The organism is Mesorhizobium sp. BAC0120, assembly GCF_033542235.1.
Classification (GTDB): domain Bacteria; phylum Pseudomonadota; class Alphaproteobacteria; order Rhizobiales; family Rhizobiaceae; genus JAWRCU01.
This window is the reverse complement of sequence record NZ_JAWRCU010000019.1, coordinates 52,165-68,026: the sequence shown is the minus strand read 5'-3', so window position 1 is coordinate 68,026 and position 15,862 is coordinate 52,165. Positions and strand designations below refer to the sequence as shown.

Annotated in this window: 13 protein-coding genes; 3 read left to right on the top strand and 10 right to left on the bottom strand. The window is 64.1% G+C overall.

Annotated features, from left to right (window positions below):
- Positions 1-177: 177 nt before the first annotated feature.
- Both SAZ10_RS28660 and SAZ10_RS28655 read right to left on the bottom strand, forming a co-directional pair.
- Entirely contained in the window at positions 178-1,614 is a 1,437-nt protein-coding gene (locus SAZ10_RS28660) for an aldehyde dehydrogenase family protein (RefSeq protein ID WP_318612863.1), read from the bottom strand.
- Between the two features lie 34 nt (positions 1,615-1,648).
- Positions 1,649-2,806, bottom strand: a complete 1,158-nt coding sequence (locus tag SAZ10_RS28655; RefSeq protein ID WP_318612862.1) for a fumarylacetoacetate hydrolase family protein — start codon at positions 2,804-2,806, stop codon at positions 1,649-1,651.
- Positions 2,807-3,103: 297 nt separating this feature from the next.
- Between SAZ10_RS28655 and SAZ10_RS28650 the strand changes: the two genes are divergently transcribed.
- On the top strand, positions 3,104-3,277 hold the full coding sequence (locus tag SAZ10_RS28650; protein WP_318612861.1) for a hypothetical protein: 174 nt from the start codon (positions 3,104-3,106) through the stop codon (positions 3,275-3,277).
- Between the two features lie 20 nt (positions 3,278-3,297).
- Here SAZ10_RS28650 and SAZ10_RS28645 read toward each other — a convergent pair whose 3' ends face one another.
- The 5 genes from SAZ10_RS28645 to cysG form a co-directional block, all read right to left on the bottom strand.
- Complete coding sequence (locus SAZ10_RS28645) at positions 3,298-3,837, bottom strand: DUF934 domain-containing protein (protein ID WP_318612860.1); 540 nt, start codon at positions 3,835-3,837, stop codon at positions 3,298-3,300.
- 115 nt (positions 3,838-3,952) lie between these two features.
- Positions 3,953-4,705, bottom strand: a complete 753-nt coding sequence (locus SAZ10_RS28640; protein ID WP_318612859.1) for a phosphoadenylyl-sulfate reductase — start codon at positions 4,703-4,705, stop codon at positions 3,953-3,955.
- Complete coding sequence (locus SAZ10_RS28635) at positions 4,680-6,350, bottom strand: nitrite/sulfite reductase (RefSeq protein ID WP_318612858.1); 1,671 nt, start codon at positions 6,348-6,350, stop codon at positions 4,680-4,682. The genes SAZ10_RS28640 and SAZ10_RS28635 overlap by 26 nt, the downstream gene beginning before the upstream one ends.
- Before the next feature lie 42 nt (positions 6,351-6,392).
- Complete coding sequence (locus SAZ10_RS28630; RefSeq protein ID WP_318612857.1) at positions 6,393-6,695, bottom strand: DUF2849 domain-containing protein; 303 nt, start codon at positions 6,693-6,695, stop codon at positions 6,393-6,395.
- Complete coding sequence (gene cysG / locus SAZ10_RS28625; RefSeq protein WP_318612856.1) at positions 6,692-8,131, bottom strand: siroheme synthase CysG; 1,440 nt, start codon at positions 8,129-8,131, stop codon at positions 6,692-6,694. The genes SAZ10_RS28630 and cysG overlap by 4 nt, the downstream gene beginning before the upstream one ends.
- Before the next feature lie 466 nt (positions 8,132-8,597).
- On the opposite strand from cysG, the gene ybaL reads away from it, so the two are divergent.
- The gene (gene ybaL, locus SAZ10_RS28620; RefSeq protein WP_318612855.1) at positions 8,598-10,358 is read left to right on the top strand and encodes a YbaL family putative K(+) efflux transporter; all 1,761 of its coding nucleotides are present in this window, start codon (positions 8,598-8,600) and stop codon (positions 10,356-10,358) included.
- Between the two features lie 108 nt (positions 10,359-10,466).
- Here the strand turns inward: ybaL and SAZ10_RS28615 are convergent, their stop codons facing one another.
- On the bottom strand, positions 10,467-12,698 hold the full coding sequence (locus SAZ10_RS28615; protein WP_318612854.1) for a transglycosylase domain-containing protein: 2,232 nt from the start codon (positions 12,696-12,698) through the stop codon (positions 10,467-10,469).
- A 280-nt stretch (positions 12,699-12,978) separates the two neighbouring features.
- On the opposite strand from SAZ10_RS28615, the gene SAZ10_RS28610 reads away from it, so the two are divergent.
- Positions 12,979-13,407, top strand: coding sequence for a low affinity iron permease family protein (locus tag SAZ10_RS28610; protein WP_318612853.1), 429 nt, complete (start codon positions 12,979-12,981; stop codon positions 13,405-13,407).
- A 51-nt stretch (positions 13,408-13,458) separates the two neighbouring features.
- On the opposite strand, the gene SAZ10_RS28605 is transcribed toward SAZ10_RS28610, so the two are convergent.
- Both SAZ10_RS28605 and SAZ10_RS28600 read right to left on the bottom strand, forming a co-directional pair.
- A complete protein-coding gene (locus tag SAZ10_RS28605; protein ID WP_318612852.1) occupies positions 13,459-14,076 on the bottom strand; it encodes a ribonuclease D in 618 nt (205 codons plus the stop codon).
- A gap of 15 nt (positions 14,077-14,091) precedes the next feature.
- Positions 14,092-15,471, bottom strand: a complete 1,380-nt coding sequence (locus SAZ10_RS28600; protein WP_318612851.1) for a M20/M25/M40 family metallo-hydrolase — start codon at positions 15,469-15,471, stop codon at positions 14,092-14,094.
- Positions 15,472-15,862: the final 391 nt, after the last annotated feature.

The window sequence follows — 15,862 nt, the reverse complement described above, 5'->3', positions numbered from 1 at the left end:
GGGAAACTGGGTGTGGGATTAGAGCTACTCGCCTAGCGCCAGCGCTGCCCCTCACCCTTACCCTTCCCAGTAAGGACGGGGAGAGGGGGTCGGCAACGTCTCAGAATCCCCTCTCCCCGTTTTTTCACGGGGAGAGGGTAAGGGTGAGGGGCAGCGCCAACTTAAAAACAGAAGGCTCTACGGCAGCGTATAAGCTGTCTTCACCTGCGTGTAGAACTCGGCGGCGTAGCGGCCCTGCTCGCGCGGGCCGTAGCTCGAGCCCTTGCGGCCGCCGAACGGCACGTGGAAGTCGACGCCGGCCGTCGGCAAGTTGACCATGACCATGCCCGCTTCGGCGTTGCGCTTGAAGTGCGTGGCATATTTCAGGCTCGTCGTGCAGATGCCGGAAGAGAGACCGAAAGGCGTGTCGTTGGCGATGTGGAGTGCCTCTTCATAGTCCTTCACGCGGATCACGTTGGCGACCGGCCCGAAGATCTCCTCGCGGGAGATGCGCATGTCGTTGGTCGTCTCCGTGAACAGCGCCGGCTGCAGGTAGAAGCCCGGCGTTTCGCGGTTCAGCCGCTCGCCGCCGAAGACCAGCTTGGCGCCTTCGTCGCGGCCGATCGCCAGATACTTCTCGTCCTGGTCGAGCTGGCTCTGGTCGACGACAGGGCCGATATGGGTGCCGGCCTTCAGCGCATTGTCGACGACGAGGCTCTTCAGCTTGTCGGTGACGGCGGAGACGAACTTGTCGTGAATGCCTTGGGTGACGATCAGCCGTGAGGAGGCCGTGCAGCGCTGGCCGGTGGAGAAGAAGGCGCCGTTCACCGCGCAATCGACCGCGATGCCGAGGTCGGCATCGTCGAGCACGACCATCGGGTTCTTGCCGCCCATCTCGAGCTGGAACTTGCGCATGTGTTCGACGCTTGCGGCCGCGACGCGCTTGCCGGTGGCGACCGATCCGGTGAAGGTGATGGCGTTGACATCGGGACTGTCGAGGATCGTCTGGCCGACGACGGAGCCCTTGCCCATGACGAGGTTCAGAACGCCTTTGGGCAAGCCGGCGCGGTGCAGTATGTCGACGATCGCCCAGGAGCAGCCGGGCACCAGGTCGGCCGGCTTGAAGACAACGGTGTTGCCGTAGCAGAGCGCCGGCGCGAGCTTCCAGGCGGGGATGGCGATCGGGAAGTTCCACGGCGTGATGATGCCGACGACGCCCATCGCCTCGCGCGTCATCTCGACGCCGATGCCGGGCCTGACGGACGGCACGGTCTCGCCGGTGAGCCGCAATGCTTCGCCCGCAAAGAAGTCGAAAATCTGCGCGGCGCGGACCGTCTCGCCTATGCCTTCGGCGAGCGTCTTGCCTTCCTCACGCGAGAGCAGCCGGCCGAGTTCCTCCTTGCGCGCGGTGATCTCGTCGGCGGCCTTGCGCAGCACCGCGTGCCGCTCCAGCGGCCCCGACCGCGACCAGGCTGGGAAGGCGGCCTTGGCTGCCGCGATCGCGGCTTCCGTGTCGGCCTTCGTCGCTCGCGCATAGTTCCCGACCACGTCGTTTGTGTCCGACGGGTTGATGTTGGGAACGGCCTCGCCGTCTACCCACTCGCCGCCGATCAGGTTGCGGTGCAGTTCGGTCATCGATCTATCCACTTCACGTCAAATGAGTTCAAAGTCAGATGAGGTTGGCGCCGGCAAGGTCTCTCATGAGGTGGCTTGCGCCGTAAGTCCAGTGCGGGCAGTCGGGCGAGAGCCGCACCCGGTTGACCAGGGCCCCAAGCTTCTCGGTCGAGATGGTAACTATGTCGCCGACCTTGTGAGTGAAGCCCTTGCCCTTCTCGCCGCGGTCCTTGGACGGCACGAACATCGTGCCGAGATAGAGCGCCGCGCCATCGGGATACTGATGATGGGTTCCCATCATGGCGGCAACGAGCTCTTCGGGCGAACGGCTGATCTCGGCCATCGAGCTCGATCCTTCCAGCGAGAAGCCGTCTTCGCCCTCGACCTTGAGCGAGACCTTGGCGCTCTTCACGTCGGCGAGCGAGAAGGTGCCGTCGAAGAGCCGGATGAACGGCCCGAGGGAGGCGGAGGCGTTATTGTCCTTCGCCTTGCCGAGAAGCAGCGCCGAGCGGCCTTCCACATCGCGCAGGTTCACGTCGTTGCCGAGTGCGGCGCCGACGATCCTGCCCTTGCTGGAAGCGATGACGGCGAGTTCCGGTTCCGGATTGTTCCAGTTGGAGACCGGATGCAACCCGACATCGGCGCCGAAGCCGACCGAAGCCAGGGGCTGGCACTTGGTGAAGATCTCGGCGTCCGGCCCGATGCCCACCTCCAGATATTGCGACCATACCCCGCGCGCGATCAGCTTCGTCTTGATCTCGAGAGCCTCCGGCGAACCGGGTTTCAGCTTGGAGAGGTCGTGGCCGATCAGGGAGGCGATGTCGACGCGGATCGCCTCCGCCTTTTCCGGCGCGCCGCGCGCCTGCTCCTCGATGACGCGCTCGAGCAGGCTCACCACGAAGGTGACGCCGGACGCCTTCACGGCCTGCAGGTCGACCGGCGAGAGCAGGAACGGCTTTGCCTCGCTGCGGCTTGCCTGAAGGCTGTTGGCCGCGATTTCGTCGAGCGTGCCGATCGCCGCCCCCTTGGCCGCGGCAACGAAGCCTGCAGGGTCGTCCAGCTCGCAGATGTCGCGCACGGTCGGCGCTGCCTTCGAGGTGATGTCCACCACCTCCCCGCCGCGCACGGCTACGACCAGCGGATAGGGCTTCGACGGCGAGCGCGCGCGCCCCAGGAAAACACCATCGGAAGGCAGGTTCGTTCTGTTGCTCATTCGGCTTTCCACCCGTGGAGGCGCCGGGAGCGGCGCCGTTGTTGTGAGGTTCCGCGCAGCCTGTGCGCGCATCGAAAATCGAACCGGCTCGCGCGCAAGCTGCACGCAACCGGGAGGCCGCGGTTATATGGCACGAGGAGCGCGGACAGGAAATTCCAAATTAATTCAAATTTTACCGTGTTCTCAGCTCGCGCTTGCTGCATCGCTACAAAGCAGGAACCATCCAGACGGGTGGTGAGTTTGCCTGCTGAAATGCAACACCCTATGCCAAAGCGTCACAAAGAAGGAAACGAGGCGATGGAAAGCGGCTTCCGACGCCTGATCGGCACCGATTCAAATCGCCGTCATCTGCGCCAGTTGCCGGTGTTTCGGATCGATCCGAAACTCCCGCCGAGCTTCGATTCCCTGCTCGAGGACATCGATCGGGCCGAGCGCAAGAGCGCCCGGCGCAATCGATCTCGCCCAGCTTGAGGGGATTCTCGCTCCTATTTCTAAACGCCCCGCGTACGCCGCCAGGAATATTTCTCGCCCTTGTTGGACGGCTTGGCGGCCGTGGGCTGGTAGTAAAGCGGAATGCCGCCGACCTTGCCCTGTTCGAGGCGCCTGATCAGGACGGGGTGCGACACCTCGAACTCATTGAAGCCGAGCCTGAGCATATGCGGCAGCTGGTCGATGAGCACCTGGCCCGTAGCACGGATCGTGCCCTCGAAATGATGGCGGCTGCGCAGGAGTTCCGCTTTGGAGAAGCTGCGGCCGTCATTGAAGGCCGGGAAGGCAAGCGCGACCAGCGACAGATCGGGAAGCAGCGGAAGGATCGCGTCGAGCTTGTCACCCGGTTGCAGGAGCACGCCAAGCCGCTCGCTCGCGGATTTGCGCAGCTCGGGCTCCAGCCCCAGCACGGCCGAAAGCGGCAGGATGAAGCGGCCGTTGCCGGCAAGCGCGTCGGCGCTTTCGGCATGGGTCCATTCGTCCTCTCGGAAGCCTTCGGGCGTCCACAGGCGCGGCGCTGCGAGCGCGACAGGTTCGGTCATGGGTAATCTTATATCCTGGAGCATGATCCCGAAAAGTTGCAGACTTTTCTGATAAGATCATGCTGAAAACAAGAAGCTAAGCAGGATAAATGAGTCTGGTACATTTCATCCTGCATTAGTGCGATGCGGCTGACAGCGAGCGCTCCAGCTCCGGCAGATGAATGCCGCATTCGGTCTTGGCCTGTCCAGCCCAACGTCCGCTGCGCGCATCCTCGCCGGGCTTCACCGGCTGCGTGCACGGAAAGCAGCCGATCGACAGATAGCCATAGGCGACGAGCGGGTTCTCGCGCAGGTCATGCTTGCGCATGTAGCCGGCAAGGTCGGAGGTCGTCCAGCGCGCCAGCGGATTGATGCGGATGCGCGGGCCAATAGCCTCGAACACCGGAAGGGCGGCCCGCGTGGCAGCCTGGAAGCGCTTGCGCCCCGTGAGCCAGGCACCGAACGGCTCGACCGAGCGCGCCATCGGCTCGACCTTGCGAATGCCGCAACAGGCATTCGTATCGGTCTTATGGAGGTTGCCGGCGGGGTCGAGGCGGTCGAGATTTTCCTGGAGCGGGTGAATGACGCGTATGTCGGTCAACCCGAGATCGGCAGCCAGCGCGTCACGATATTCCAGCGTTTCGCCAAAATGCTTGCCGGTATCGAGGAACAGGATCGGCAGCGATCGGTCGACTTCGGCGATCATGTGGAGAAGCACCGCCGAGTCCGCACCGAAGGACGAAACCGCGGCGATGCCGCCGGGGAAGTCCTCCTCGACGGCGCGCGCGATCACGGCCTGCGGATCGAGCAGCCCGTAACGCGCCTCGAGGTCTTCGGCCCTCGCGGCGTGTTCCGCGCCCTCCTCAAGCAGCCTTGGATTCGGCACCATAGAGGGCTTCCTTGAACGGGGCCGGGCCGACGCGGCGATAGGCGTCGAGGAACTTCTCGTCGCGGTCGAGCCTCAAGTCCAAATACGTGTCGACGATCTTCTCGACGGCGTCGGTGATCTCATCCGGGCCGAAGCCGCGGCCGATGATGTCGCCGATCGAAGTGTGCTCGTCGCCCGAGCCGCCGAGCGTCACCTGGTAGAGCTCGGCACCCTTCTTCTCGACTCCGAGTATGCCGATGTGGCCGACATGGTGATGGCCGCAGGCGTTGATGCAGCCGGAGATCTTGATCTTCAATTCGCCGATGTCGCGCTGGCGTTCGAGAGACGCAAAGCGCTTCGAGATGTCCTGTGCCACCGGGATCGAGCGGGCATTGGCGAGCGCGCAATAGTCGAGCCCGGGACAGGCAATGATGTCGGTGATGAGATTCGAGTTCGGCGTGGCGAGCCCGATCTCGACGAGCGCGTCATAGACGGACTTCAGGTCCGCACGCGCGACATGCGGCAGGATCAGGTTCTGCTCGTGGCTGACGCGGATCTCGCTGAAGGCATATTTCTCCGCGATATCGGCGATCGCCTCCATCTGACTGTCCGAGCAGTCGCCGGGCGTCTCGCCGATACCCTTGAGCGAGATGGTGACGGCAGCATAATCGGGATGGCGATGGGTGAAGACGTTCTGATCCACCCAATCGCCGAAGCTCTTGGAATCGAGGCGGGCAAGACGCACAGCCTCGTCGCCTTCAGGACGGGCGGCAAGCGCCGGCGGGGCGAAATAGGCTTCGATCGCCTCGATGTCTGCCTCGGGCAGCCTCAGCTCGGTATCCCTAAGTTCCGCCCATTCGGCTTCGACCTGGCGGCTGAACTCCTCCGTGCCGGTCTCGTGCACGAGGATCTTGATGCGCGCCTTGTACTTGTTGTCGCGGCGCCCGTAGAGATTGTAGACGCGCATGATCGCCGTCACATAGGAGAGCAGGTCCTCCTGCGGCAGGAAGTCCCTGATCTTCCTGGCAACCATCGGCGTGCGGCCCTGCCCGCCGCCGACATAGACGGCAAAGCCCAGCTCGCCTCGCTCGTTCTTCTTCAGATGCAGGCCGATGTCATGGGTCTGGATCGCGGCGCGGTCGCGCTCCGCGCCGGTGACTGCGATCTTGAACTTGCGCGGCAGATAAGAAAACTCGGGGTGGATCGACGACCACTGCCTGAGAATCTCGGCATAGGGGCGCGGGTCGGCAATTTCGTCCGCGGCAGCGCCGGCGAAATGGTCGGCCGTCACGTTGCGGATGCAGTTGCCGCTGGTCTGGATCGCATGCATCTCGACGCTCGCCAGTTCCGCCAGGATCGCTGGGATATCGGAGAGCGCCGGCCAGTGGAACTGCAGATTCTGGCGCGTGGTGAAATGGCCATAGCCCTTGTCGTACTTGCGCGCGATATGGGCGAGCATCCTGAGCTGGCGCGGGTTCAGCGTGCCATAGGGTATGGCGATGCGCAGCATGTAAGCGTGGAGCTGCAGGTAGACGCCGTTCATCAGGCGCAGCGGCCGGAACTGGTCCTCGGTAATCTCGCCGGCAAGACGGCGGTTCACCTGGTCGCTGAACTCGGCGACGCGGGCCTTCACAAACTCGTGGTCGAACTCATCGTAGCGGTACATGATCTTTTCTTTTCTGCCGGTTCCCGGCTCGTCCTTTCGGCTTCAGTGGCCTGCGCCGGTCCGCGATTGCTTGCCGAGGTCGCGGCGGATCGTAGGGCCGGCGGCACGTATCCGTTCACGCAGCCGCAAGGGGACGATCTCGCCGTCAATGAGATCGACGTCGATCATTTCGACATCGAGCACGATGTTGTTCGCGAAGGCCGCCTTTCCGATCGCCTCGAGCCTCTCTTCGGCGGGCTTGTCCTCAGCAACCTCGGCGCCGGCCAGCGTCTCCAGCCAGCGGCCATCCCTGGAATACCAGACGGCCTCGCCATCGGTCAGCCGGTTGCCGGTCAGTACCTTCATGCGCTTGCTCCCTGCGCTTCGGCGAGCGCGGCCACATGCGAAGCAAGCGGCTCAGATTTGGCAAAATTCGCACCGGCCACGGCGTCGCCGATGATCGTCATGACCGGGCCGGTCAGGTCGGCACGCTGCTCGAGCGAGGGCAGGTCGTTGAGCGTGCCGTGGAAGAGGCGCTTGTCGGCGCGGCTCGCATTCTCGACGACGGCGACCGCCGTATCCGGCGAGAGCCCCGCCTCGATCAGCCGGGCGGCAACTTCGGCCGCAATGGAGCGGCCCATGTAGACGGCAACGGTGGCGCCGTCGATTGCAAGCCGTGCCCAGTCGGGCAGGGTCTCGCCGCGCAGATCGTGGCCGGTGGTAAAGACCATGGAAGAAGCCACGCCGCGCAGGGTCAGCGGCAGCTCGAGATCGGCCGCTGCGGCGAAGGCGGCAGTGACCCCCGGCACGACCTCGTAGGAGATTCCGGCGTCGCGAAGCGCCTGCATCTCCTCGCCTGCGCGACCGAAGACGAGCGGGTCTCCCGATTTCAGGCGCACAACGCGCCGACCCTCGCGGGCAAGCGAGACGAGCAGGGCGTTGATTTCGGGCTGGCTCTTGGTGTGGCAGCCCTTGCGCTTGCCGACCGCGAGCCGTTCGGCGTCGCGGCGGCCAAGCGCAATCACGGCTTCCGGCACCAGCGCATCATGTACGATCACGTCGGCTTCCATCAAATGGCGCTGGGCGCGAAGCGTGATGAGATCCTCGGCACCGGGGCCGGCGCCGACAAGCGCGACGTGGCCCTGGCGGGCGCGGCGCCTTTTCAGGAGTTCACCAGCAGCCGCAAGTGCCTCGTCGGCATGGCCGACTTCCATCTCGCGTGCCGGAGCGCCACCGAAGAAATCCTGCCAGAACTGGCGGCGCAACCGCTTCGGCAACAGTCGCTCCGCCGTCTCGCGCAGCGAGGCGGCAAGCGAGGCGAGCGCACCAAGCGACGGCGAAAGGAGCTGGTCTATCTTCGCCCTGATCGCCTGGGCGAGCACCGGGGCAGCCCCTTCCGTGCCGATCGCGACGCAGACCGGCGCGCGGTTGACGATCGCAGGCGTATAGAAATCGCAGAGCTCCGCCCGGTCGACGGCATTGACCGGAATACCCTTGGCGCGTGCGTCATCGCACACGCGGCGGTCGAGCGCCTCGCTGCCGGTTGCAGCGAATACCATCACGGCGTCCGCCAGGAAGGCGGCACGATAATCCGCCTCGATATGGATTGCGCCGTGTCCAGCGATCCAGTCGGCAAGCTCTGGCTCCAGATCGAGGGCCACAACCTTGACCAAGGCGCTGGACTGGCCGACCAGGCGCGCCTTGGCAAGCGCTTCCTCGCCGCCGCCGACGACGACGACAGTGCGGCCTTCGACCCGCACGAAAACGGGAAAGGCGTTGAGCTTGGCTGGCTGCTGCGGCAAATGACAGTCTCCGGCGTCCAGCTTTTTTCTACCTGTTGTGCGTCGCACAATGAAGAAATGCACTCGCGCTTCCGTTTCGGCGATGCGATCCGTTTTTCGGGCGCTTTGCTGTCGGGAGAAAAATATTCTCCTGCTGTGGAATCGTGTTTCGGCGCAACCTCAGGGTGATTTTTCAAGCGGGAGGGTTTCTCCAACTCCCGGAACCGGCTGATTAGTCTAGTGATTTTGTAGAGTTATGCTCGGAGCTGCCGCCCATCCACCACCAAGCGGCGCGAAATATCGGTTTCGGCGGCGTCGCGGAGCGGAAGCAAGCTTCTTCCCAGATTTCGCGCCGTGAAGGAAAATCCGGCTCGCTCACGCGCCTTCGCGGCACGTCGGGGTTGCACTGAGCCGTTGCGACAAACATATTGCCGGAGCGGGAGGTTTCTGGCCGGACGCACTCACCAACTCACTTGGAAAGGCGCCCATGGCCCATGAAACGCCCCTCATCGCGACAATCGTAGCCGGCCTGGGCCTGGCCTTCATCTTCGGGGCGCTCGCCAACCGCTTCAGGATACCGCCGCTCGCCGGATACCTGCTCGCCGGCGTCCTGGTCGGACCGCATACTCCCGGCTTCGTTGCCGACCCGCGCCTTGCACAGGAACTTGCCGAGATCGGCGTGATCCTGCTGATGTTCGGGGTCGGCCTGCATTTCTCGCTCAGGGACCTGCTGTCGGTGAAGGCGATCGCCGTGCCGGGCGCGGTCGTGCAGATAGCATTCGCCACGGTGCTTGGCCTCGGGCTGGCGTCACTACTCGGCTGGACCTTGGGCGGCGGCTTGGTCTTCGGCCTCGCGCTGTCGGTGGCGAGCACGGTCGTACTCCTGCGGGCCTTGCAGGAGCGACGGCTGATCGACACGGAGCGCGGTCGCATCGCCGTCGGTTGGCTGATCGTAGAGGATCTCGCCATGGTGCTGACGCTGGTGCTCCTGCCCGCATTGGCAGGGGTGCTGGGCGGCAACGGCACGGCAGCGCCTCCCGATGTTTTCGCCGCGCCGGCCAACCTTGGTATCTGGGGCGTACTCGGCGCGACGCTGGCCAAGGTAGGCGCGTTCGTGATCGTCATGCTGGTAGTCGGGCGGCGAGTCATTCCCTGGATATTGCACTACGTGGCACACACAGGCTCGCGCGAGCTCTTCCGTTTGGCAGTCCTGGCGTTGGCGCTCGGTGTCGCCTTCGGTGCGGCAAAGCTGTTCGGCGTGTCCCTGGCACTCGGCGCCTTCTTCGCCGGCATGATCATGAGCGAATCGCCGTTGAGTCATCAGGCAGCAGAGGAATCGCTCCCTTTTCGCGACGCCTTCTCCGTTCTGTTCTTCGTGTCGGTGGGCATGCTGTTCGACCCGACGAGCATCGCGGGAAACGCCTGGCCGATCCTGGCAACGCTGGCCATCATCGTATTCGGCAAGTCGATCGCCGCCTTCCTGATCGTCACCGCCTTCCGCCACCCGGTGGGCACCGCCCTGGTCATCTCGGCTAGCCTTGCGCAGATCGGCGAGTTCTCCTTCATCCTTGCCGAAATCGGCGTCGGTCTTGGGCTTCTGCCCGAGGAGGGACGTGACCTGATCCTTGCCGGCGCGATCCTGTCGATCTTGCTCAACCCTCTGGTCTTTGCGGCGGTCGAGCGCGCGAAGCCCTTCATCGAAAAACGCAAGCAGAAGGAGGCGCAGTCGGTTGCCGAACCGGCCAAGCGGCCGGCTGCGGCGGCCCCTGAGGAGGCAATGGCAACCGACGGTCCACCACCCCGGACGGCGCTTTCCGAGCATACGATCATGATCGGCTACGGCCGCGTCGGCAGCCTGGTCGGCCAATTGCTGAAGCAGGCAGGACTTCCCATTGTGGTGGTCGAAGACGGTGACAAGGCGCTCGCCCGGCTGCGCAACGATGGCATCGAGGCCGTGGTGGGCAACGCGGCACGGGCCGAAGTGTTTGCTGCAGCCAATCCGGAGGGCGCGAAGCGCCTCATCCTGGCAATCCCCAACGCGTTCGAGGCGGGACAGATTATCCTGCGCGCCAAGTCCGCAAATCCGGAAATCATGGTCATCGCCCGCGCCCATTCCGACGCCGAGGTCGAGCACCTCGATGGGCTCGGAGCCGACAGCGTCATCATGGGCGAGCGTGAGATCGCCTTGGCGATCGTGTCAAACGTGACCGCTTCCGAGAAATCGCTCGAGCCGGCGCCGGCCGGTTGAGTTGCAAGGGTGGGCGATGGGGACAGTTTACCTTTTTCCGCTCGCGCCGGGCTTTGAGGCGTCAAGGTTTGCGCAGGCGGAAGAAAGTAAACTGTCCCCGGCACTTCCCTAGCGCTCGTTCCCGAAGATCACGTCGAGGATCGAGCCCTTGCGCGTTTTACGCGGCCCGCCGACATCGGCCGGCGGGACCGGGCGGTCGATCGAAGCCGTCTCGTCCGTGACGGGCGCCGGCGCGACACTGCGGACCGGCTGGACATGATCGGAAATTCCGACATCGGCCGGCGGGTCGGGAAGCGAAGCGACCGGGTCATCCTCGCCGACGCCGGTAAGCGGGTCGGGCGGCACGACGCCGCCGGTTGTGCTGGTCCAGCCGCCGGGCAGCTGCGCGACCGGCACGCCCTTGTGGGCGGCGACCATGAATTCGTGCCAGGCAAGAGCCGGCATCGCGCCGCCGGTGACGTTTTTCTTCATCGGCGAGCCGTCGTCATTGCCGAACCAGACGCCTGTGGTGAGGTTCGCCGTATAGCCCACGAACCAGGCGTCGCGCGATTTCTGACTGGTGCCGGTCTTGCCGGCGGCCGGCCAGTTGAAGGCCGCCTTCGTCGCGGTGCCGTCCTCGAGCGTCTGGCGCATCATGGCATTCATCATACCGATGATCTCGGGCCGCACGACGCGGGGAATGTTGTTGTGACTGTTCTCGTAGAGCACCTCGCCGGAGGTGGTGGTGATGCGCTTGATGAAATGAATTTCGGGCTTGTAGCCGCCATTGGCGAAGGGCACGTATGCCGCGGTCAGTTCCAGCGGCGTCACCTCCGACGTGCCGAGCGCGATGGAGGTGTTGGCCTGCAGGTCGGATTCGACGCCCATGCGGTGCGCCGTCTCGATGACGGTCTCCGGTCCGACCTCCATGACGAGCTGTGCTGCGATCGAATTCAGCGATTTCGCCAGCGCCGTGGCCAGCGTGACGCGGCCATAATATTTCCCATGATAATTGTCGGGCGTCCATTTGCCGATCTTCACCGGCGCGTCGTTGCGGATGGAGTCCGGCGTGCGGCCAGCCTCCAGCGCCGCGAGATAGACGAAGGGCTTGAAGGCCGAGCCGGGCTGGCGCTTGGCCTCGGAGGCGCGATCGAACTGGCTGTTGGCGTAGTCGTAGCCGCCGACCATGGCGCGCACGGCGCCCGTATTGTCGATCGAGACCAGCGCGCCCTGCGAGACATTCAGCTTCTTGCCGTTGTCGTCGATCAGACGGCGGATCGACTTTTCAGCGAGCTTCTGCAGGTCGAGATCGACGGTGGAGTCGACGATCAAGTCGCCCCGTACCTCGCCGATCAGGCCGGGCAGCTCTTCCATGATCTTGTCGGCGACATAGTTCTCGGAGCCCGTCCAGTAGGAGGCAGCACGCGGCGCCGGCGCGTTCATGGCCACCTTGAGCTCCTTGGCGGTGATCATGCCCTCGCTGCGCATTGCCGCGAGCACGAGTTGAGCGCGTTCGGTTGCGGCAGCCGGGTCGCGCGCGGGCGAGAGCTTCGAAGGCGCCTTGAGCAGGCCAGCGAGCAAGGCAGCTTCCGGCAGCGTCACATCCTTTGCAGATTTGCCGAAATAGCGGCGCGAGGCGGCCTCGACGCCATAGGCGCCCGAACCGAAATAGACTCGGTTCAGGTACATTTCGAGGATCTGGGCCTTGCTATGCTTGTGCTCTAGCCAGAGCGCCAGCAGCACCTCCTGCACCTTGCGCTCGATGGTGCGCTCGGGCTTCAGGAACAGATTCTTGGCGAGCTGCTGGGTGAGAGTCGAGCCGCCCTGCGAGACGTGACCACTGACCAGGTTGCTGGCCATTGCGCGCGCAAGCCCGATCGGATCGATGCCGAAATGGGAATAGAAGCGGCGATCCTCGATGGCGACAACGGCCTCGGGGATATAGGGCGACATCTCTTTGAGTCCGACCGCTTCGCCGCCGGTCATGCCTCGATTGGCGATCAGCTTGCCGTCGACCGAGACGATCTTGATGTTGGGCGGCCGGTCGGGGACCGCCCACTCGGCCACGCTCGGCATCCGGGCGCCGTAGTAGACGACAAGGCCGGCAGCAGCAATGCCGCCCCAGATCATCAGCACGAAGCACCAGTAGAACAGCCGGCTGACACCGCCGAGAATGCCGCGGCCCGCCTTGCGGCGTGATTTTCCGGAACGAGCCTTCGAGCTCTTCTTCCTGGCCGATGTCTTACGGCTGGAGGGCACGACGCGATCCTCCTCCCCGACGGCTAAGCCCGACGGCTCGCTTGCCCGTGCCGGACTGTCGAAGGTCGGCTCGATGCGTGATCCCTGCCCGCGATTTGCCATTGCGTCCCGTGTCCGCCCCCAGTGGTGTGGACTCGGGCTGGACAGTAAATGCGGCGATTTAAGGGGCAGTTAAGCCGACCACGCCGCGATGCCTCGAGAAATCTCGCCCCGCCGGCTGGCACCCCCCATAGATCATGGCTTGTTTCGGAAGCGAAACGACACTGTCTTGCCCTTGCGACGCGACGGCGATTCCCCTGGCGCGCATGCGTGATATCCGCTGCGGAACCGCCTTTGCGGGCGATCGTTCTACGATGGTTCGCGTCGGCCGTAGAGGATCGCAATGGAAAAGCTCTTCACCAAGGTAGCCAGCGGGGTGGCCCGAGCCAGCGGCAAGCCTGTCACCTTCGTAACCTGCTGCCTCGTGATCGTCGCCTGGGCGTTGAGCGGACCCTTGTTCGGCTACAGCGATACCTGGCAGCTGATCATCAACACCGGCACCACCATCGTCACTTTTCTGATGGTGTTCCTCATCCAGAACACGCAGAACCGCGACGGTGCCGCGATCCAGGCAAAGCTCGACGAGCTGATTCGCGTCACCGAGGCCAAGAACGCCTTCATCGGGATCGAACATCTCACCGAACAGGAGGTCGAGCAATATCGCGGGCTCTGCGAGAAGGCAGCGGAGGCGCATGACCGCGCCGTACGCGAGCATATATCGAAGAGGGTCAGGCAGGGAGAGTCGAAGAAGTCGCGCAAGGACGCGGCCTGAGAGGCCCGCAGATCATTGCGTCATTCAGGCAAGCGCCGCTCCCGGCGTTAATCAGCTGTGCGCGAAGATGTCGTCCTCTTCCCAGCCGAGCAGGTCGAGCTTGGCGCGGGTCGGCAGGAAGCGGAAGCAGGCGTCGGCGATCTCGGTCCTGTCCTCGCGGGCGAGCCGGGTCGTAAGCACCTCGCGCAGCCGATGCAGGTAGAGTACGTCGGAGGCGGCATATTCGACCTGCTCGGGCGACAGTGTGTCGGCTGCCCAGTCGGATGATTGCTGGGCCTTGGAAAGGTTGACGCCAAGAAGTTCGGCGGTGAGGTCCTTCAAGCCGTGGCGATCGGTGTAGGTACGGGTGAGCCGCGAGGCGATCTTGGTGCAGAAGACTGGCTCAGCCATCACCCCGAAAGCGTGATAGAGCACCGCAATGTCGAACCGGGCGTAGTGGAATATTTTTGTCACGCTCCTTGAGCTCAGAAGAGCGACGAGATTCGGCGCTTCGCGCTGCCCTTTCGCGATCTGGACCACGTCGGCCGTGCCGTCGCCCGGCGAGAGCTGGACGACGCACAGCCGGTCACGGTGCGGGGTGAGCCCCAGCGTCTCGGTGTCGATGGCGACCGCTTCGACCGCGTAATTCGACAGATCTGGCAGATCGCCCTTGTGAAATCTCGTTGTCACCGCCCCACCTTCTGACTAGCGCGCCGCGATGCGGTCGAGGATGCGCGCCCACGACCGCTGCCCCTTGTGGAACGAGGATAGATTGTACTTTTCATTGGGGGAATGGATACGATCGTCGGAAAGGGCAAAGCCGACAAGCAGCGACTCCATGCCGAGCAGCCTCTGGAAATCCCCGGCGATCGGGATGGACCCGCCGCTCGCCAGCATCACCGCCTGCTTCGGCCATTCGTCGGATAACGCGTCCTTCGCCTTGTTGAGGAAAGGCGATTCGTATGAGAGCTGGAAGGCCGGCGAACTGCCGTGGGGCTCGAACTCGGCCTTGCAATCGGCCGGAAGGCGCTCGCGCACGAAGGCGCGGAAGGCCTCGCGTATCTTGTCGGGGTTCTGCTTATGGACCAGGCGGAAGGACACCTTTGCTGACGCCTGGGCGGCGATCACTGTCTTGAAGCCCTTGCCGGTATAGCCGCCGGTGATGCCGTTGAACTCGGCGGTCGGACGTGCCCAGATGAGCTCGAGCACGGAGCGGCCCTTCTCGCCCGAGGGCACCGAAAGTCCGACTTCGCCGAGGAAACTCTCAGCAGTCTCGCCAAGTGAATCCCAGGACTTCTTGATCTGCGATGGCGTCTCCTCGACACCTTCATAGAAACCGGGAATGGTGACGCGGCCGGTCTCGTCGTGGATGTCGGCGAGGATCTTTGCCAGCACCCGGATCGGGTTGGCCGCCGCACCGCCATACATGCCGGAATGCAGGTCGCGGTTGGCAGCGTGGATCGTCACCTCGTCGCCGACAAGACCTCGCAGACCGACGCTGATCGAGGGCGTCGCCTCGTCCCACATGTCGGTGTCGCAGATCAGCGCGAAATCGGCCTTCAATTCCTCGGCGTTGGCCTGAAGGAACGGCCGCAACGAGGGTGAACCGGATTCTTCCTCGCCTTCGAACAGTATTGAGACCTTGCAAGGCAGCCTCCCATGGACAGCCTTGTAGGCGCGGCAGGCTTCGACGAAGGTCATGAGCTGGCCCTTGTCGTCGGACGCGCCGCGGCCGGTGATGACCTTATGGCCTTTCTCGTCCTTGACGGCCGGCGAGAAAGGATCGTCGCTCCAGAGTTCCAGCGGGTCGACGGGCTGCACATCATAATGGCCGTAAAAGAGCACATGCGGGCCCTCGCCGTCATGGTGAGCGACCACCATCGGGTGGCCGGGCGTGTCACGCACCGAGGCTTCGAAGCCTATCGAGCGAAGATCGTCGGCCAGCCATTCGGCCGCGCTGCGGCATTCGGCCGCGTAGGCCGGATCGGTCGAGATCGACCTTATCCTCAACAGCCCGAACAGCCGCTCCAGACTGCTGTCGAGATTGGCGTCAATGTTGGCGAGGACCGGAGCAAGAGCAGTCATGAAGCCTTCCTTTCGAATCGGGGCACCCTAAAGGCCCGACCCCGAAACGGAAAGACGCCCATGATTGGGCCAAAGCCGAATTCGGCTCGCGGCGGCCAAAAAAAAGCCGCCGTGGCGGAGGGGGATACCACGGCGGCGCTACTCAAATATGCGGCAACCCGGAGAGGGGGGATGAGGTTGCCGCATCTTTTGCCCGGGTTTGGCGGGGGACGGGCCATTGCCGGGCTCGACTAAATGTCGATGACCTAGATTTGGTTCCCGAAATGGGCAATTCAAGGGCACGAACGTTACAAGTGTGTAACAAACACGTGAGCGCAAACAGGCCGGCAAACGCCCAGGGGAGCCTGTCACCAGAGGCTCACAGCCTGCCGTCTCGGCGATGGACAGGCCG